Annotated in this window: 14 protein-coding genes; 8 read left to right on the top strand and 6 right to left on the bottom strand. The window is 51.3% G+C overall.

Going from position 1 to position 19,878, the window contains the following annotated elements; translation table 11 throughout:
• Nucleotides 1–87 precede the first annotated feature (87 nt).
• Together ACX93W_RS07200 and ACX93W_RS07195 are read right to left on the bottom strand one after the other, a co-directional pair.
• Complete coding sequence (locus tag ACX93W_RS07200; RefSeq protein WP_459391610.1) at nt 88–1,314, bottom strand: MFS transporter; 1,227 nt, start codon at nt 1,312–1,314, stop codon at nt 88–90.
• Nucleotides 1,315–1,396: 82 nt separating this feature from the next.
• Complete coding sequence (locus ACX93W_RS07195) at nt 1,397–2,005, bottom strand: TetR/AcrR family transcriptional regulator (protein ID WP_459391609.1); 609 nt, start codon at nt 2,003–2,005, stop codon at nt 1,397–1,399.
• A gap of 539 nt (nt 2,006–2,544) precedes the next feature.
• Between ACX93W_RS07195 and ACX93W_RS07190 the strand changes: the two genes are divergently transcribed.
• The 4 genes from ACX93W_RS07190 to cydC are packed head-to-tail and all read left to right on the top strand — an operon-like array spanning nt 2,545 to nt 8,507.
• Nucleotides 2,545–3,909 carry a cytochrome ubiquinol oxidase subunit I gene (locus tag ACX93W_RS07190; RefSeq protein ID WP_459391608.1) on the top strand — a complete coding sequence of 455 codons (1,365 nt, stop codon included), beginning with the start codon at nt 2,545–2,547 and terminating at the stop codon, nt 3,907–3,909.
• Nucleotides 3,906–4,925: a cytochrome d ubiquinol oxidase subunit II gene (locus ACX93W_RS07185; protein WP_459391607.1), complete on the top strand. Its 1,020-nt coding sequence runs from the start codon at nt 3,906–3,908 to the stop codon at nt 4,923–4,925. Before ACX93W_RS07190 ends, ACX93W_RS07185 begins: the two co-directional genes overlap by 4 nt.
• A 13-nt stretch (nt 4,926–4,938) precedes the next feature.
• The gene (gene cydD, locus ACX93W_RS07180; RefSeq protein ID WP_459391606.1) at nt 4,939–6,786 is read left to right on the top strand and encodes a thiol reductant ABC exporter subunit CydD; all 1,848 of its coding nucleotides are present in this window, start codon (nt 4,939–4,941) and stop codon (nt 6,784–6,786) included.
• Nucleotides 6,783–8,507: a thiol reductant ABC exporter subunit CydC gene (gene cydC / locus ACX93W_RS07175; RefSeq protein ID WP_459391605.1), complete on the top strand. Its 1,725-nt coding sequence runs from the start codon at nt 6,783–6,785 to the stop codon at nt 8,505–8,507. The genes cydD and cydC overlap by 4 nt, the downstream gene beginning before the upstream one ends.
• A gap of 145 nt (nt 8,508–8,652) precedes the next feature.
• On the opposite strand, the gene ACX93W_RS07170 is transcribed toward cydC, so the two are convergent.
• Nucleotides 8,653–9,015, bottom strand: coding sequence for a c-type cytochrome (locus tag ACX93W_RS07170; protein ID WP_459391604.1), 363 nt, complete (start codon nt 9,013–9,015; stop codon nt 8,653–8,655).
• 297 nt (nt 9,016–9,312) lie between these two features.
• Here ACX93W_RS07170 and ACX93W_RS07165 point away from each other — a divergent pair, with 297 nt between their 5' ends.
• Nucleotides 9,313–9,744, top strand: a complete 432-nt coding sequence (locus ACX93W_RS07165; RefSeq protein WP_459391603.1) for a disulfide oxidoreductase — start codon at nt 9,313–9,315, stop codon at nt 9,742–9,744.
• 69 nt (nt 9,745–9,813) lie between these two features.
• Complete coding sequence (locus tag ACX93W_RS07160; RefSeq protein WP_459391602.1) at nt 9,814–10,584, top strand: polysaccharide deacetylase family protein; 771 nt, start codon at nt 9,814–9,816, stop codon at nt 10,582–10,584.
• A gap of 31 nt (nt 10,585–10,615) precedes the next feature.
• Here ACX93W_RS07160 and ACX93W_RS07155 read toward each other — a convergent pair whose 3' ends face one another.
• The 3 genes from ACX93W_RS07155 to ACX93W_RS07145 all read right to left on the bottom strand — a co-directional run bounded on the left by ACX93W_RS07155 (nt 10,616) and on the right by ACX93W_RS07145 (nt 14,225).
• On the bottom strand, nt 10,616–11,680 hold the full coding sequence (locus ACX93W_RS07155) for a serine hydrolase domain-containing protein (RefSeq protein WP_459391601.1): 1,065 nt from the start codon (nt 11,678–11,680) through the stop codon (nt 10,616–10,618).
• 98 nt (nt 11,681–11,778) lie between these two features.
• Nucleotides 11,779–13,206, bottom strand: a complete 1,428-nt coding sequence (gene wsfD / locus ACX93W_RS07150; RefSeq protein ID WP_459391600.1) for a glycan biosynthesis hexose transferase WsfD — start codon at nt 13,204–13,206, stop codon at nt 11,779–11,781.
• 107 nt (nt 13,207–13,313) lie between these two features.
• Nucleotides 13,314–14,225 carry an AraC family transcriptional regulator gene (locus tag ACX93W_RS07145; RefSeq protein WP_459391599.1) on the bottom strand — a complete coding sequence of 304 codons (912 nt, stop codon included), beginning with the start codon at nt 14,223–14,225 and terminating at the stop codon, nt 13,314–13,316.
• Nucleotides 14,226–14,372: 147 nt separating this feature from the next.
• Between ACX93W_RS07145 and yicI the strand changes: the two genes are divergently transcribed.
• Nucleotides 14,373–16,697, top strand: a complete 2,325-nt coding sequence (yicI, locus tag ACX93W_RS07140; RefSeq protein ID WP_459391598.1) for an alpha-xylosidase — start codon at nt 14,373–14,375, stop codon at nt 16,695–16,697.
• Nucleotides 16,698–16,895: 198 nt separating this feature from the next.
• Nucleotides 16,896–19,838 (top strand): glycoside hydrolase family 3 C-terminal domain-containing protein, encoded by a 2,943-nt coding sequence (locus tag ACX93W_RS07135; RefSeq protein ID WP_459391597.1) that lies wholly within the window; start codon nt 16,896–16,898, stop codon nt 19,836–19,838.
• The last annotated feature ends 40 nt before the right edge of the window (nt 19,839–19,878 follow it).

Genomic DNA, 19,878 nt, shown 5'->3' with positions numbered 1-19,878 from the left:
CTCTGGACAAAAGATAAACGGTCCATGCACTACCGCTGAAGCGGTAAGGCATGGACCGTTTTTTTGAGAGGCTTTTGCGACGAATCGTCAATGTACTCCGGTGTTTGGCGATACGGAAGATGCCGTTTTTGCCGGGACCTTTTGCGATTTGAAGGACAACAGAAAACCTAGAGCCAAAATAAGAGCCGCCAGCATATACGGGAAATTCAAGTTTTGGTCAAACAAGAAACCGCCGATGATAGGCCCGATAATATTGCCAAGACTTGTGAAGGCGGAGTTCAAACCGGCGACATAACCTTGCTGCTGATTGGCGAACTTGGACATCTGCGTGCCGATGGCGGGCCGCAAAATATCAATCGCGAGAAACAAGGCAAACGTCACGGCAACAATCAGCCAGAAGGTATGCACCATGAGGCCTAACAGAACAAACAACGCTGCGGCAAAAAGGCTGACCGTAATGACATTTTTTTCGCCGAACCGATTGATGATCCAGCCAAAAATGGTCACCTGCACCACGGCGCCGGATATAGAGCCAAACGTAATGATAAACGCGATATCTTTAGGCGTAAAGCTGAATTTATGATCCACGAACAGACCAAATACCGTTTCGAAATTAGCCAATCCGAACGAAGCAATCAAAACAACGATCAAGCTGATAAAATAAGGCTCTCGGTACGAGCTGGCAAGTTGCCTCAACAAACCCGGCGCAGGCGACCCGGCTGTCTTGAGCGCGCCGTTGTCCTTCTGAAGGGCAGGTGTTTCGGGCAGCAGGAACGCTGTCACCAGCATGGCGATCAATCCCGCGACGGCCGCAGCGTAGAAGGGAACGCGAATGCCGAATTCGGCGATATAACCGCCGATGCCGGGGCCGATAATAAATCCCGTAGTAATGGCGGCATTGATCAGTCCCATTCCTTTGCCGCGTTCCTCGTCCGTCGTAATGTCGGCGGTATAGGCCATGACGGCCGGCATAACAAGCGCGGCGCTGATGCCGCCCAGCATCCTGGACAGAAAGAGCAGGGGAAGGGCGCTGACCGCGCCAAAAATCCATTCAGAGATGGCGAACAGCAGCATTCCGGCAACAATGACTTTTTTTCGGCCGATCGAGTCGGAAATACGTCCCGCAAGCGGGGAAAAAACAAGCTGCGCGATAGAAAAAGCAGCTACCAGAAAACCAAGCGTGCTGCCGCCGATATGAAGCATGTTCATATAGCTCGGCATTATGGGAATGATGAGGCCGATGCCGGTAAAAACAATAAAAATGTTCAACATGAGCAATGATACCGCTCCGCGATTTCTAAGAAGCAATGACATGATGAAATCTCCTTAACTTATTTTGTATACTGAACGTTCGGTTTGTATAATGACCAAAAAAAAGAAAACGCGGAACTCGTTTTCAGTTTTTTGAGTCCTTGGAACTTGACACTCCCGTCAGAAATACACCTACAGCATCCTTGTATAGCAGAGGCACTTGATCACTGTTGAAGCCCCGAGCCAATTGGCTGACGCCAAAAAATAGCGATTCCAGCACATAGGCGAGACGTTTGGCGTCATTGGGAGCAAGCTCGCCGCTATCCATACCTTCCTGCAGCAATCTTTCGTTAAAAGCAAGATGTTCGCCCATCAGCTCCGCCAGCCTGGTTTCGACCTCGGACGTTTTTTCCTCCTGCCTGAAAAACTCGTCGGCTGCTTTGGTCAGCGGGTGATTCAAATCGTCGGCTGCAAGCAGATCCGCCATACCGTACAGTTTTTCCGCCGTTGTCCGATAGTGATGGACATTGTTTTTCCAGTTTTGGGACCATTCATTGTCCCACTCCTCCACCAGGTAAAGGAACAGGCCTTCTTTGCTTTTAAAATGGTAATAAATATTGCCTTTGCTGCTGCCGGTGGCGCTGACGATATCTTCGATTGAGGTTGCTTTATAGCCCTTTTGTGTAAACAGCGCACGGGCGGCGTCGGCTATTTTTTTCCGGGTTTGCTCGCTTTGCAGCTGTTTTTGATTCATTGGCATCGCTCCAGTGATTCATACTGAACGTTCGTTCAGTATTGTAGCATGAAAACGAAGTTAAAGGCAATATCTAACGGACATCTATGGCCGCCACAAGCGGTTTTTAGCATTATTTTTATTGTTACGGTCATTTGTGTCCATTACACCTCATTTTCCCTCTATTTTTTGTTACTTTAGGTCCCTAATGGACAAAAATGTCCGGTAGACTCCTCCAAATGAGCCAATTTCCGTTCTAATGGCCATCGATGACCGTTACAGGAGATGGGTTCCGTAGGGAGACGGGTTTCAAACGGAGTTGAACACAAAGATGGAGAATTTGCTGTGAAATAATGCACATACCACAAAATAATATTCCCTTCAATGGCTAATACGAGCTGTTTGCCACTTTTTCACCGTGTTGTCAGAAAGATTTGAACCTTTTTTGAAGCTAGCATTCTCGTTGATATTTATAGGCCCCGCTTGGTTATACTGATTTCTAAAAGTCGGGAGAGTTTTGTCCGATTCTAGAATGTGTCATTGAGAGGAGATTGTCTGGCTTGGAAATCGATACGGTGTTATGGAGCCGCCTGGTAACGGGGCTTACGTTGACTTTTCATGTTATTTTCGCCACGGTTGGCGTTGGCGTGCCGCTTATGATCGCGATTGCCGAGTTCGTCGGAATACGCAAAAAGGATCACCATTACATTCTGATGGCCAAAAGATGGACGCGGGGGTTTATTATTTCTGTTGCCGTCGGCGTCGTGACCGGAACGGCGATTGCCCTTCAGCTGGCGCTTGTTTGGCCGAATTTTATGCAATTGGCCGGTAATGTAGTGGCGCTGCCTTTATTTATGGAGGTTTTTGCCTTTTTCTTTGAAGCTATTTTCCTCGGCATTTATTTGTACACCTGGGATCGTTTCCGCAGCCCGTACACGCATTGGCTGCTTACGATTCCAATCGTGCTGGGAGCCGGCATGTCCGCGTTTTTTATTACGTCGGTCAACGGGTTTATGAATCAGCCGGAGGGCTTCGTCATGGAAGCGGGCCATTTTGTAGCTGTTAATCCCATCACGGCCATGTTTAATGCGGCAACGCCCTCCAAGGTGTTTCATGTGTTGTCTTCCGCCTATATGACGGGGGCTGCTCTATTGGCTGGCATCGCTGCTTACGTCCTGTTGAAAAAAGGCCCCTCGGAGTATTACCGAAAGGCGTTAAAGCTGATGATGGGCGCGGTGCTTATATTCGGACTGTTGACTGCCGTTGCGGGAGATATGTCGGCAAAGTTTTTGGCGGCGCATCAGCCGGAAAAACTGGCGGCGGCGGAATGGCATTTTGAGACGGAAAGCGGCGCGGATTTGATTCTTCTGGGATGGATGAACGCGGAACGCGAAATTATGGGAGCCCTTCATATTCCCAAAGCGCTCAGTTTCCTTGCTTTTGGCGATTTCAACGCCGAGGTGACAGGATTAAATGAATTTCCGCTTGACGAACAGCCGCCGCTTATCGTGCATTACCTGTTCGACGCAATGGCAGGCATCGGCTTTGTCATTCCCGCCATCGCGGTGTTATATTTCCTGTTTTTGATCTGGAAAAGGCGCGACGAGCTGAACAAATGGCTGCTGCGCGGAATCCTTCTATGTGCGCCGCTGGCGTTTTTGGCCATCGAGCTGGGGTGGTTTTACGCGGAGATCGGGCGGCAGCCATGGATTCTTCGCGGTTACATGCGCGTTGAGGAAGCGGCGACATCTTCGCCAAGCATCCGGATTCTGTTTTTTGTTTTCCTGCTGCTTTATATCGTGTTAGGCACGTTATGCGTTATTGTGCTTCGCCGCTTGTTCCGCAACAATCCGGCGGAAGCCGAGTTAGAGAAGCTGCTGGAGGCGAAACGTGCTGGAGCTAACGGAAAGGGGGAACCGGCATGATCAATTACGAGCTGATTGGCATTACCGTATTATGGCTGTTTCTGTTTGGCTATTTAATTGTAGCCTCTATTGACTACGGCGCAGGTTTTTTTGCCTTCTATGCCCGCATGACCAAGCAGGATCATCTGCTTAATCGCCTGATTTCGCGATATTTATCGCCGGTATGGGAAATCACCAATGTGTTCCTGGTATTCTTTTATGTCGGGATTGTCGGTTTTTTCCCGGATACGGCTTATTATTACGGCTCGGCACTCTTGGTCCCGGGAAGCATCGCGGTTATTTTGCTAGCCATCCGCGGCTCCTTCTATGCTTTTGAGAATTACGGCTCCAAGGAAAATGTGGTTTATTTGTTTCTGTACGGGGCAAGCGGGCTGTTGATTCCGGCATCGTTATCCGTAGCGCTTACCCTTTCCGAAGGCGGCTTTATTGTCAAGGAAGGCGGCGCTGTATTTCTGGAATACAAGACGTTGTTTACCAGTCCGCTTTCATGGAGCATCGTTGCTCTTGCGCTTGTGTCCGTACTGTTCATCAGCGGAACCTTTCTCGCTTTTTACGCTTCGCGCGCGGGCGATCGCTCCGCTATGAATCTGATGCGCACCTATGCGTTATTTTGGAGCACGCCAACGATCATTGCCGCTTTGACCGCGTTTATTTACTTGAGTCAGCATAATGAGCGGCATTTTCAAAACATGATGGATTTATGGTGGCTGCTTGCGTTGTCCGTCGGCTTTTTTATGGTCACGATGTGGCTGCTGTACAACGGCCGGCGTTACGGATTGGCGTTTATATGCGTCATGCTCCAATTTTTCTGCGCCTTTTTTGCTTATGGCATCGGGCATTATCCGTACATACTGGATCCGTTTATTACGATTCAGGGCGGAGCTACGAGCGAAGCTATGGGCGTTGCGCTTGTTATCGCCTTTATCGGGGGGTTATGTCTATTGATCCCGTCGCTGATTCTGGTGTTCAAGCTATTCCTGTTTGATGCGGATTATGTAAAAGGAAACAGAAAGTAAGGGGAGGATTACCGTGAGCCGCAAAAAAAGTCTTTTGTCCAGGCTGCTGTCACGGCAGCGGAGAAGCCTGCTCCTTATGGCGGGCATATCGCTTGCCCTCGGAGTGACGATTGCCAGCCAAGCAGGGCTGCTTGCAGAAGCCGTTCAGCGCATATTTGTGGAAAACGCGCCATTCAAAGCGGTTGTCGGCATCATTGGCGCTTTATTGGCCGTCATGGGTGCAAGAGCTTTGCTGCTGTACGGAAACGGGACAATCGGTTTATGGATGGCTGCCGCTGCCAAGACGGTCATGCGCTCCGCGGTGCTGCGAAAGCTGTCCAGCGATCCCCTGGCGGCGGCGCTTACAGGACAAACGGGCGGCAAGGTGAGCGTGGCGCTGGATGCGGTGGACGAGGCGGACGGTTATTTCAGCCAGTATATGCCCCGTATGATGGAAGCCGCCGTTATTCCGGTAATTCTGCTCGCGGTCGTATTTTTCCAGCATAGCAATTCAGGATTCATTATGCTGGCGACTGCGCCGTTTATTCCGCTTTTTATGATTCTTGTGGGCCTGAAAACAAAAACAAAATCGGAGGAGAAGTTTGCGCAGCTTGCGGAGTTTTCCGGTACCTTTCTGGACTCGCTGCAAGGGCTTGTTTCATTAAAGCTGTTCGGCAAGGCCAAGCAACAGCGGCGGCAAATTGAAGAAAGCAGTCACGGTTACCGGGATGCGACAATGGGCATATTGCGGATCGCTTTTACCAATACCTTTATGCTGGAGCTCATCGTCATGCTCAGCATCGGCGTCGTTGCGCTTGAGCTTGCGCTTCAATTGCTTGTTTTTAAAGGGATGGATTTCCACACTGCTTTCCTCGTGCTACTGCTGGTGCCGGAGTTTTATAACCTTCTGAAAAATATGGGCATTGCCTTTCATGGCGGGCGCACCAGCATGGGGGCTGCCCGCAAGGTTGAGGAGCTGCTTGGCGAAGGCTGCGATGAGCTGCTGAGCGTGAGCGCGGTATCGGGAAAAGTAAGCGGCAGGGGCAGTTATGTGGAAGCAACAGAAGGAGCAAACGGCGGCGCGGAAGGCGCAAGCGGAGACAAATATGCTGGTGCAGAAAGCGACAATTTAATTCTCATGCCTCCAACCATCGAGCTGCAAAATGCCGGATTCCGTTATTCTCCGGAAGGATTTCATCTGAAGCCGCTATCCTTGAGTCTTGCTCCGGGACAGCAGCTGGCTATCGTGGGCAAAAGCGGGTCGGGCAAAACAACCCTGCTGCATCTGCTGTCCGGGTTGCTGAAACCGGAGGAAGGGGAGGTATTGATAAACGGAAATCCGTTACTCCAATCCGACGAGGCCTCATGGTTCAGGCACGTCAGCTACATTACCCAGCATCCTTATATTTTTGCCGGAACGTTTGCCGAAAATATCGCCATTGGAGCAGGCAGGGACGCATCAAGGGAAGAGATCGAAGGGGCGGCAAAAGCGGCAGGACTGGACCTCCTGGCGGCGGAGCTGGAGCAGGGCTTCGATACCGTTGTTGGGGAAGGCGGCAGGGGATTGTCGGGAGGAGAAAAGCAGCGGCTGGCGCTTGCTCGTGCTTTTTTGAAAAAGCCGGCTGTTATTTTATTCGACGAACCAACCGTAGGTCTGGATTTGGTGACAGAGCGCGTATTGCAGCGTTCCATTGCCGAATTGGCGAAAAAAGCGACCATGATCACCGTGGCCCATCGTCTATATACGATTACGGAAGCGGATGCTATAGCCGTTTTGGAAAACGGAGAGCTGCTGGGCATCGGCAGCCACAAGGAACTGCTGGCTGGGTTGCCCCACTATGCCGATATGGTGGAAATGCAGCGTAGAGGAGGACTGTTATGAGCGAACTTGCCATGTTGAGGAAAGCGATGTTTCGGGAGCGCAGGGATATCGGCTTAAGCATTGTGTGCGGTTTTGTTGCCGGCGTAGCGGGCATTGGCTTGTTTTCCGCCAGCGGGTATATGATTTCCCAGACGGTTTTTGCTCCGCCGCTTTATACGTTGATTGTATTGACCTCATTCGTTAAGCTATTGGGCTTTGTAAGGGCGGGGAGCCGCTATGGCGAACGTTTATTTTCCCATCGGGCGACGTTTTCCCTGCTCAGTACGGTGCGAAGCGGCTTTTTCGCCAAGCTTGTTCCGCTAATGCCCGGGCTGCTCAACAAAAAAAAGAGCGGGGAACTGCTTGCCCGTATTGTCGGCGATGTGGAAAGCTTGCAGTTTTATTTTTTGCGCGTTGCTTATCCGCCCATTATTGTAGTGATGGTGTTTCTGGCCACGATGCTGTTTACGGCCGCTTTTTCTCTCTGGATCGCCGCTTTGTTTGTGCTTGGCATGCTGATAACGGCTTATGGCGTTCCATGGCTCGTACTGCTGGGCCAAAGGGGGATTTACGGACAGGTACGCCGGAAGCGGGCCGAATTGTCCGCCGATGTAGCAGAGCTGCTGCACGGCTTCCGAGATTTGAAGGTTTACGGACGGCTGGAGGAGCGGGAGGAGCAGCTGCGCCGGGCTTCAGCCCATTTGTCTGACGAGCAGCGCAAGGCGGCGCAAAGACTGCTTGGCGGACAAGCGCTGCATGTGTTCGTCACCTTCCTCATTTCCTGGGGCGTCCTGGTTGTGGGCGCTTGGCTGGTTATGGAAGGGTTTCTTGGGGGCGTTTTTCTGGCCATGCTGGTCATGACGGCGCAAACCGGCTTTGAAGAAGCGGCGGCAATGGCTACTTTGCCCGCCTATAAGCTGGACAGTCAATATGCCGCCAAGCGGCTGGCCGAAACGGAACGGGAAGCCGATATGCTGCCGGCGCAGCCTGACGGGGAACTTGACCATGGGGGGGCTGTCTCCGTTGAACTGGACGAGGTTACGTTTCGTTACCAGGACGAATGGCGACCTGTATTGAGTGCCCTGTCGCTGAGCATTCCGGCAGGCTCAAAAGTTGCGATCGTAGGGCCAAGCGGCTCGGGAAAAACAACGGTGTTGGAATTGCTGCTGAAGCTGCGTACGGCAACAAAAGGCCGGGTATTGCTGAATGGCCGCTCTACCTCGGAGCTGAGAGAAGACAGCATTTGGCAAACGTCCAATGTCGTGCTGCAGCAAAGCCATTTTTTCAGAGGCACCATCCGCGAAAATTTGCTCCTGGAAGAGGGGCTTCATTCCGACGAAAACTTGAAAGCTGTCTTGAACAAAGCGCAGCTGGGGCAAATGTCGCTGGACGATGAGGTCTATGAAAAAGGGGAGAATTTGTCGCAAGGAGAGAAGCAGCGTTTGGCATTGGCCCGGGCAATGCTGCGTTCCGGCCGCTTATGGCTGTTGGACGAACCAACCTCTTCGCTGGATTATGCCACGGAGAGGCAGGTGCTGCGCGAACTGCTGAAACATGCCTCTCAGGATACACTTCTTATGGTCTGTCACCGGCTTGCAGGACTGGAAGTCATGGATTTCATAGTGGTGATGGAGCAGGGGAGAATTGTTGAGCAGGGCACCTATAGTGAGCTTTTGAAGCGGCAAGGCTACTTTTATGAATTGAAAAAAATAGAGCTGCAAATGTTCGGCGAAGCCGGTTAACGAAAAAAAGGGTTATCCGAAAAGTCTGATACGGTGAATCATTATTCAGCAAAACCGCTCCCGTCCGGTCCTTTCTGCTGAATCGTTATTCGTTCCGCGTGACTTTTCGGAAAGCCCCTTTTACCAATCGATATGAGACAAGCTCTTACTGTAACGAGGAAAGCCAGGTTGTTATGGTGATAATCTCATCTTCGGTCAGCTTATCCTTGAAGGATGGCATGACGCCCCGTCCGCCCGAAATGATTTTGTATAGCTGCTCCTTGGTCATACTGGCGCCAACATGGGCCAATGCCGGACCGACGCCTCCTTGCAGATCTGTTCCATGACAGGAGATGCACATGCTTTGGTAAATTTGAGTCGATGCGGCGGCATCCACCTCGCGTTCCGGAACCGTAAAGGCGGTTCCGCCGCCTTCGCCGGCCTCTTTTTCAGGCATGGCGGTCAGCAGCAAAATAACCGCGAGCAGGCCCGCTAGGCTCATCAATCCGGCCATTATCCATTTATGCATAAATACCCTCCCCCTTGTTCCTTGAAATCAGTTTATCAAGCCTGGGCTCCAAAGCGCTATAGCTAGATGGAGCTATTAAAACCTAGTATGCCCGACGGCAGCCCTTCCATAACCGGACAATTGTAGGGATTATTTGAAGGTTTGCCCCTGGCTACAAAACTTGTCATGGTTATGACGGAGGGATGTGCTGCTATAACTCTAAAGGGCTATATGAAATTAGGCGGTAACAAGTGAAAATAGAGGAAACGTCAAGTTTTGAAGCGTGCCAAAGAAGACTCATTGAAAAGAGGGAACAGTGTGTTGGAAAATAAGGGGACATGGCTGTTTTTTGCCTGGTTTGTTTCTGTAATTGCAACAAGCGGCAGTTTATTCCTGAGCGAGGTTATGGGGTACACGCCTTGCGAATTATGCTGGTTTCAGCGTATTTTTATGTATCCGCTTATGTTTGTGCTGGGTATAGCATCGTACCGCAAGCAAACCGTTATTATCCCTTATACGATTCCGTTGATTGCCGTAGGGGGAAGCATTTCGATTTACCACATCCTCATTCAAAAGCTGCCGAGTGATTCCGCCATCGCTGCTTGCGGTCCGACTTCATGCATCGACGATTATCTGAACTGGTTTGGCTGGCTGACGATACCGATGCTGGCATTGACCGCTTTTATTCTTATTGCCGTATCGCTGCTGCAAGCATGGAACATAGAGAAGAGGACCGCCTCCGCTGAATAAATCATGATGGCCCTGCCTAAACTACTCTTTGATCAATTGGCACCTGTGAGGTGCGGAAGGGAGAGGGGTATGGGTTCCAGAGTGATAACGTTCATTTGTTGTTGTTTGGCGATGGCGCTAACCACAGCATTCCAGGACGCGCCGAAAAGGCATGACCGGCAGTATTACGAGCTGCGCGGCGAAGCGGTATGGGAGGTTCCCACGGATGAAAAGCTTATTGCATTAACTTTTGACGATGGTCCAAACGCCCGTTCAACTCCGCAAATTCTTGATTTGCTTCATCAATATGATGCCAAAGCGACGTTTTTTGTTGTTGGCAATCGTATTGACAAATACAGCGATATTGTCATGCGCGAAGCGGCGGAGGGACATGAGGTCGCTAATCATACGTACAATCATGTGTTTTTTAATGGAAATGTGCCAACTTCCGTAATCCAAAAAGAGATCGCGCAAGCCAAGCAAAAAATTATGGATACAACGGGAACAGCCAGCCCGTGGTTCCGTCCGCCGGGCGGATTAATCAATGACCGTGTCATACAGGCGGCGAATGAAAACGGGTATACCGTTCTTTTATGGTCCTGGCATCAGGATACGAAAGATTGGCGTTCCCCTGGAGTGGACAGCATCGTCAGGCGTGTGTTAAATAACGCCAAAGGCGGGGATATTGTATTGATGCACGACAATGTAAAAGGCTCCAGCCAAACCTACCAGGCGCTCAAAAAAATAGTGCCGGAGCTTCAATCCAGGGGATTTCGCTTTGTAACGGTTTCCGAGCTGGTCAATAGCAAGCGGCGGGATGAGGTCAACCATTTGCAGGATCTTCAACTGGAGCTTGAATAAAAGGTTTATTTGTCTTGAACGTATACGCTTTTTAATACAGTTGAATATGTTCCGCGACCAGTTGTTCAGCCTTGCGGTGCAGCTCCCACACATTGCAGGTTTGATTGGCCAAAATCGAAATGGTGACATTGCTGGCGGGGTAATAGGCCATATTGGCCGCAACGCCGGCATTGCAGCCGTCTTTGAACATTCGGAGCAGCTTGCCATTGTGATTATAGCAGAAGTGGAAACCAAAGCCGTTGATCATTTTACCCCAGTCGTAGCTTCGCTCAAGTGTTGTTTGCGGCTTCATGATTTCATTGGTCATCGCTTCGGAGAGCAGCTTGCCGCGCGATAATGCCATCATGAAAGCATGTAGATCCCCGACCGTTGTAAATGCGCCGCCATCGGCTGTGCCGATTGGCGGATAGGCATAAATATTTTTACGCCAGATGGTTTCCCCGCCGCCCTCTTTAATAAGCTCATATCCTTCGGCAATTGGCGCATCGCCGTCATCCTTGGCGGCAAACGAGGTATGCTCCATCCCGCATCGCTCGAAAACATGTTTGGCTACATAATCGCGGTACGTTTCTCCGGCAGCTTGTTCAATCCCCAATCCCAGCAGCACAAATGCGCAATTATTGTAGCTGATTGCGGTACCCGCCTTGAATTTAGGCTGTTTATAGGCAAATTGCGGAAGAAAATCCTTGTTGTTTCGGATGGAGTAGTTCGGTTTATCCAGAAACAACGCTTCGTAGCTTTCGCCGAGCTCCTCATCGGCATCGTCGGCGATCCCAGAAGTGTGCGTCAGCAAGTGGGTCAAGGTGACGTCTTGGGGTATTGCGGTTCCGGACAAATCGATTATTTCCGTAATCCGGTCATCCAGACTCAGTTTTCCTTGATCCGCAAGCTGAAGCACAGCTACGGCGGTAAACAGCTTGGTGATTGACGCCGTATCAAACCTTGTATCCATCCTGTTGGGAACATCGAATCCCCGATGAGCCAAACCGCAAGCTCCGGCAAATAACGTCTGCTCGCCCTTTTTGATCAAGCCGGCCCCCGAAAAATGATGTTCCTTAAAAGCATGTTGAAACAAATCTGCAGCTTCCCGTTGCATGGCAGCAACCTCCTTTAATGCGCTGGCGTTACATGTAAATGTAGATTATGCTAACGAATGTAACACCTGCAGCATTAATATGCATAGATAAAGGTTGGCTATAACCGACTTTTCCCAAATCCGAACCGGTAAATCAGGTGCGCCAGCCAAACGGCGGAAGCGACGATCATCATATCGAAGCATACATTAAAAAGGAACAAATGCTTGCCCAAATCCGCCAGTCCGTCTCCCAGAATAGGCACCATAAAGCCGATTATTCCGACTAGGCCTACCGCCATCAACAATTGAATTCGAATGCGGAGCGCTTTTTGCTTGCTTCGCCAATATTCCGCGACGGCAACGGCATAATAAGCTAAATAGAATAACGTGATAAAAAGCAGGGAGTTTGGCATATGACGATTTTTAAATTGACTCCAGCCGCTGTATGCCATGGCGAGAGAGCCGGATGGTTTGCCGAATTCCTTCAGATAAGTGCCCAAATAATAGGGGCGAATGCTCATGGAATGGTTGGCGGCATACTCCATATTGTCAATCAAACGGCCGGGATGCTTCAAATAAAAAAACAATACATCGCCATGGGATACCCTGTCGTAAAAGTCGCCTCTTAACGAAGGATCGTCTTGCTTGATGGCCGTGCCGCCTTGAAAATAATTGGTATCCGCCAGCACCGACAAATGCTCCGGCAGCCCAAGCGCCTTCAAATCGCCGCTTACATCAGGCGAATCCTTGAGAATGCCGAAAAACACCGTTTGATACAGGTTGATGTCTTTAAAATCTTTTGGCGCGGCAATGTACATCACGACTGAAATGACAACCATAGCCCCCGAAAGCCAGAAGACGAGCCTTCTCCAGCTGTATTGCGCCTGCAGACCCGCAAACCTCAAGCCTATTAACGCAAACAGGATGCCGACCGGAGCATTCTGGATTTTGGAACAGGTCAGGAAAAAGACCGAAATATAATACAGCCAAAGCACCGCGCGCGAGGGATGCTCCTCGTTCACGAGACGCAAGCCAAATGCCAGAGTCAGCAGCAAAAACACAAGGCTGACGGGTTCTCCAAACAAGGAATTGAAATAAGCCGTATACCCGATATCGTAAAATACGAACAATAACGCCAATCCCAGCACAATGCCCGTCAACAAGGATTTGTAGCGGTTATGGCGCACGAGCAGGCAAGTCGCCGCAAGCAGCAGCAAGCTGTATAGGGCGCCCAAGATCCGAATGTCGAACAAGGACGTGTTGAACAAATAGCCGACCAACCGGGCAACGGCCACGATAATAATTTGAGTGGAGAAATAAAAGCCGCGAAAAAAGTGGTCATACGCCAAATATTGATGAGCAAACCCGAAGAAGCGATCATCGTATGTCTCATCAGGAACGCCGTAATCCAGCCCCCCGGTTAGCATCACGCGCAAAAAATCGCCGTTGTCGGCAACTCCCGCAAACGGAGCAATAAACAGCAAATACACCAACAGCCCCAATCCCGTTGCTGCGGCTAACCATTCAAGTCTAAAAAAACGTTTCAACCCAAACCGCTCCAATCAATGTCTGTCCGTTAATGAAACTATTATAGTTAATCCAACAATGATTAACAACTGAGAAAGAGTCTGGAACCCGATGAAACAACATCGGCTTATTCTCCCGCGACAACCCGCTTTCGGTATTCGGAAGGGGTGCATTTCATTCTTGCGCGGAACACTTTGACAAAATAACTGATATGGTCAAAACCAACGTCCATGGCGACATTGGCGATTTTGCTATGGGGCTTCTCCAGCAGTTCCGCCGCTATACGGATACGGTAGGCGTTTAAATACTCAATCGGCGTCTGGCGGGTCATGGCCTTGAAAAACCGGCAAAATTGCCCCTCGCTCATCGGTATCTGCTCCGCCAGCTCCGCAATCCGAATGGGCCGCTGATAGTTTTGCTGCATATGGCTGATGACGGATTTCAGCCGGTCCAGCTTAAACTGCATTTGGGACGTTTCCTCGCGCTCGCTCCGGTTGCATAGCTGGCCGTTTTCCGTCAAATCGTGAAGCATCATATAGAGCAGCCCTTTTGCGGCGATTTCATATCCCGGCTTTTCTCCGCAACAAACCTCCATAAATCGTTCAATCAAACCCAGCAGACTGATTTCCCAATCCTGTTCTCTAGTAATGGGGCGCGGGATGGTGCGCGTTCGTTCCTGCAACGGGGAGATGTATTTCTCTTGAACGGCATCAAAACCGGCGCTTGCAAGCAAATCCAGATCAAACACCACCGCGCAATAGGAGCAGGACAAATCCTCCAGCGGATATCCCGCATGGATCTCGCCGCCGTCGATAAAAACGGCTTCTCCCGCCCGAAGCGGGATATAATCAGCGCCGATTTGCATCAGCAAACCGCCTTCCGTTACATAGAACAGCTCCGCTTCGGAATGCCAGTGGCAATCCAATACGGGAACGCCGGGCCCGATAGGCCCCATCATATACGCCGCAAGGGGGAATTGATCGCTTCCGTGCATCCGGTCTTCCCTGAGCGCTTGCTTCTCCGCCACATCCATGACCATAAAAACAGCTCCTTACCCTCGATATAATCAAAATAGTGCTACAAATAGGCAATATCCTGTTAGTTAAAGCGGTTACTTATCAGTATACTGCAAGTAAGCAAGTAATAATATGACGATTTTAATTCCATAGAAGGGCTGGTGTGCACGTTGAAATTTACTGACGGTAACTGGATGATTCGCGAAGGCTATAACGTGCTTAGCGCCGTGCAGGCGCATGATTTTGAGCAAAGGGATGGACAACTGACGGCATATGCCGCTCCGCGTCCGATTTTGTCGCGGGCGAATATGCTGGATACGATGCTGCTTACGGTTCACTTCCACTCGCCGCTTCCCGGCGTCATCGGGGTTAAGCTGGTTCATCATGCCGGAGTGGTGGATCACGGTCCCGCATTTGAGTTGTCTGCGGCCGACGGAAGTCATGCCGTTATCGAAGAAACCGACGAAGCAGCCAGCCTGAAAAGCGGCAATCTGGAGGTTGTCATCCACAAAGGGCCGACATGGCGCGTTGATTTTCTGCGGGGCGGCGAACGTCTGACGGGCAGCAAGCAAAAGTCGATGGCGTATATTACATCCGCCAAAGACGGCAAAACCTACGTGCGCGAAGAGCTGGATCTTGGCGTAGGCGAGTGGGTGTACGGCCTCGGCGAACGTTTTACCTCTTTTGTCCGCAATGGCCAATCGGTTGATCTGTGGAACAAGGACGGCGGTACAAGCTCGGAGCAATCCTACAAAAACATCCCGTTTTATCTGACCAATAAAGGCTATGGCGTATTTATCAACCAGCCGGAGCTGGTATCGCTGGAGATCGCTTCTGAAAAAGTGAAAAAAGTGCAGTTCAGCGTAGAAGGCGAATCGCTGGAATACTTCATTATCGACGGTCCGGACATGAAAGGCGTGCTGAACAAATATACGGATTTGACCGGCAAGCCCGCGCTGCCTCCGGCATGGACGTTTGGACTGTGGCTGTCCACATCGTTTACGACCAATTATGATGAAGCAACCGTAAACAGCTTTGTTGAAGGCATGGCGGAAAGAGATTTGCCGCTGCGCGTATTCCATTTCGACTGTTTCTGGATGCGCGAATTCCACTGGACGGACTTCAAATGGGACGAGCGTATCTTCCCGGATCCCGCCGGCATGCTGAAAAGGCTGAAAGAGCGCGGCTTGAACATTTGCGTCTGGATCAATCCTTATATCGCGCAACGTTCCAGACTGTTTGAAGAAGGCAAAAACAACGGCTATCTCGTGAAAAAAGCAAACGGCGACGTTTGGCAATGGGATATGTGGCAACCTGGCATGGCGCTTGTTGATTTTACCAATCCGGAAGCTTGCGAATGGTATGCTTCGTACCTGCGCGAGCTGGTGGATATGGGCGTCGACAGCTTCAAAACGGACTTTGGCGAGCGCATCCCGGTTGATGTTGTATACCATGACGGCTCCAATCCGCAAAAAATGCACAACTATTATACGTATCTCTACAATAAAGTGGTATTTGGAGTACTGGAGGAAAAACTGGGACGCGACCAAGCGGCGGTATTTGCCCGTTCCGCTACGGCCGGCGGCCAGAAGTTCCCGGTTCACTGGGGCGGAGACTGCGATTCCGACTATGAATCCATGGCGGAAAGCTTAAGAGGCGGCTTGTCGCTGGGCTTGTCCGGTTTTGGCTTCTGGAGCCATGACATTGGCGGTTTCGAAAATAGATCGCCTGCCCATGTATTCAAACGCTGGCTTGCATTTGGCCTTCTGTCCAGCCATAGCCGCCTGCACGGCAGCCGTTCGTACCGGGTGCCTTGGGAATATGACAATGAAGCGGTTGACGTTACGCGCTTCTTCACAAAGTTGAAAGGTTCGCTCATGCCGTACCTGTTCCGCACCGCTATCCAGGCCAATCAACAAGGCGTGCCGGCCATGCGCGCGATGGTGCTGGAATTCCAGGATGACCCGACCTGCGAAACGGTCGACCGCCAATACATGCTGGGCGATAGCTTGCTTGTAGCGCCGGTGCTGTCGGAGGACGGCCAAGTGTCCTACTACTTGCCAAAAGGCAAATGGACCAGCCTGCTGGGCGGCGAAACCGTGGAAGGCGGTTCATGGCGCAAGGAAACCCATGATTTCTTCAGCCTGCCGCTGTTTGTCCGTCAAAATACGCTGCTTGCGATTGGCGCGGAGGACGGCAAGCCGGATTACGACTTTGCTGACGGCGTGCGTCTTGAGCTGTACGCGTTGGAGGATGGAGCAGAAGCGTCCACGGTGGTTTACAATACGGAGGGGGTTGCCGAGTTGACGGTAACTGCCAAACGTTCCGGCAACGAAATCTCCGTTTCGGCTGAAGGAGCGGGCAAACCGTTCTCCCTGGTTGTGAAGGGTCATGAAGGCAACCTGACGGTTTCGGGAACGCAAGCTTCCGCAGAAGGCAATTCGGTTTCGGTGCCGGGCGGCGCAGCAAGCTTGACGTTTTCGATCGGGCTATAAGAGGCAAGAGGTTGCAAAACCGGACTTGAACATGTGCTTATAAGGAATTAAGGAGCCGCAGCGGCTGCAGGACGGATGCGTCCCGCGGTTGTTGCGGCTGTTTTTCCAGGAAAGACAAAGACAAAGACAAAGACAAACAGAGGATAGAGCCGAATCTTATTTTTGGGGTTGCGGCAACTTGCAGGGAGGAGCTTGAAAATGAGCGAAACAACGGCATTTACATTTCAAAATACGGAGCTGGCCCCCGACGAGCGGGCTGCGGATCTGGTGTCCCGCTTGACGCTGGAGGAGAAAATTCAATCGATGGTTCAGTACCAGCCCGCCATTGAACGGCTGGGCATCAAAGCATACAAACACGGAACGGAGGCAGCTCACGGCATGGCCTGGCTGGGAGAGGCGACGGTATATCCACAGCCGATCGGACTTGGCTGTACCTGGAACCCCGAGCTGATGAAGGAAGTTGGTTCCGCCATCGGCGACGAAGCCCGCGTATTCTACCAGCGAAATTCCGCGGTGAACGGATTGACGTTGTGGGCTCCAACAGTTGATATGGAGCGTGATCCCCGCTGGGGCCGGACGGAGGAAGCCTATGGCGAAGATCCAAGGCTGACCGGAGAATTAACGGCGGCGCTGGTCCAGGGCATACAGGGCGATCATCCCCGTTATTTCAAGGCAATCGCAACACTGAAGCATTTTATCGGCAACAATAACGAAATCAATCGGGGAAGCTGCTCAGCCAGCATTGATCCCCGCAATATGAAGGAATATTATCAGGCGGCGTTTAAACCGGCGTTTGTACAAGGCGGCGCAAAATCCATGATGACGTCCTACAATGCCGTCAACGGCGTGCCAACCATTCTGCTCGACGACGTTAAAGCGGTAGTCAAGGAAGAGTGGGGCATGGACGGTTTTATCGTGAGCGATGCCGGAGATTTGCTGGGAATCGTAAACGATCATCACTACTACGATACATACAAGGAAGCCGTTGCCCATGCCATCAAGGCTGGCATCGACAGCATCACGGACGAAAAAGAAACAACTTGCCGGGCTATCGAGGAGGCTTTGGAGGAGGGGCTGCTGCAGGAAAGCGACCTGGACACAGCGCTTCGCAATACGTTCCGCGTCCGTTTTATGCTGGGCGAATTTGATCCCGCGGAGATGAATCCCTACAGCGACATTCCGGATGCAAAGGTTGGCGCTCCGGAGCATGCGGCCTTGTCGAAGCAAGCTGCTCTTGAAAGCTTTGTTTTGCTCAAGAACGAAGACGGTTTGCTGCCGCTTGCGGCAGGGGAGCCTTCGGCCACGGGCGAATCGCAGGATACTGCGTCACCGGCAAATAAAGGAGTTGCCGTCATTGGGCCGCTTGCCGATGTCGTCTACCGCGATTGGTATTCCGGCAGCCTTCCTTATGCCGTTACGCCGCTTGACGGTATTAAATCCCGATTGGCCGGAGGCGGATTCATTCATGCGATCGGCGACGATATCGTTGCTTTTCATACGGTTGACGGCAAGCCGCTTTTACTGGAGACGGGAGATAGCAAAAGGCTCATTGTCGGCGAAGACGGAGCGGAGCCGGAACACTTCCGCGTAACGAATTGGGGCTGGGGCAGCCTGACGCTGCGGAGTCTTTCCACGGGCAAGCTTCTATCCAGCGCGGACGATGCTTTCTTGGCCGCGGTTTCCGATGAAGCCTATGGCTGGTTCGTCAAGGAGGTCTTGCACTACGATGAAGCCAAAAGGGAATTTGCAGCATGGAACGGCGATGCTGTAATTGCTCCGGCAAACGGCGGAGCGGTGGCTGTTGCCAAGAAAGAAAAAGAAACCGATCAAGCCAATGCGGTGGAGCACGGAGTACATGCAGCCGCAATACAAAAAACCGTTGTACACGACGGTTTGGCGGAAGCGGTTGAGGCTGCCCGCACCGCCGAAACGGCCGTTGTTGTGGTTGGCAACAATCCATTGATTAACGGAAAGGAAGAAATCGACCGTCCCGGTCTGGAGCTTCCGGTTTCCCAGCAAGCGTTGATTAATGCCGTGCTGGATGTCAATCCGCGTACCGTGGTTGTCATTATCGGCAGTTATCCTTTTGTGCTGGGAGAACTGGCGGAACGTATTCCTGCTATTCTGTACTCCAGCCATGGCGGACAAGAGCTGGGGAGTGCCCTTGCTTCCGTATTGTTTGGCGATTACTCGCCTGCAGGACGTCTGAACATGACCTGGTATGCTTCAGAGGAGCAGCTCGGCGACCTGCTTGATTATGACATTATGAAAAGCAAGTTGACTTATCTGTACCATGAAGGCAAGGCGCTGTATCACTTTGGGCATGGTCTTTCCTATGGAGAATTCCGTTATGGCGAATTGGCGTTGACCAACGGCATTGCTTTGAACGCCGACGCTGCGGTTACGGATGAGGACAATGCAGCTTTGCCAAAAGGAGGCGTAACAGCCAGGCTGACGGTAACCAATCTGTCGGATATCCCGGCGGAAGAGGTTGTGCAGCTCTATGTGACAGTAGAAGGCTCCCGCGTCCAGCGGCCGCTCAAGAAGCTGACAGCCTTCAAGCGCGTGCTCATCCAGCCAGGGCAAAGTGTAGAAGTGGAATTGACGGCGCCGGTAGATGATTTGGCGATATGGGATGTGACCCGGAGCAAATTTTGTTTGGAGAAAGCCCGTTATACGTTTATGGCCGCTGCCTCCAGTGAAGATGTCCGTTCTGCCGCTTCCCTTGATATCGAGGGGGAGGTCATTCCTTCCCGCGATTTGAGCCTTCCTACAAGCGGAGATGCCTATGACGATTATGAAGGCGTTTATTTGGACGAAAACAAGGAAGGCGGTTTCTGCGTTGCCGTCACCGGAGGCGGTGAGGGATGGATCGCTTACCGCGACATAAAGCGGTCTCTTTTGAGCGTGGATTCATTCTGGAAAGGTCGTATCCATGCAGCGGGGAAAGGCAGTATTACATTGGGAGGATCGCCGAACTCCGCGGAGTATGGAAGTATTGCGTTGAACGGAAACGATCCAGGCTGGACCGATATCGAGATCCCACTGCAACATCCGGCAGATGTGGGCAATGATTTCTATATTAGGCTGTCCGGAGATGTCCGTTTGTCTTTGTTTGAAATAATAAACGGAACAAAATAAAGGGTTCTCAATATATGAAGTCGAAATATAAAACAGTAGA

It is taken from the genome of Paenibacillus sp. CAU 1782, assembly GCF_054551715.1.
The sequence above is the reverse complement of the archived record's forward strand: the minus strand, read 5'-3'. Positions and strand labels throughout refer to the sequence as shown.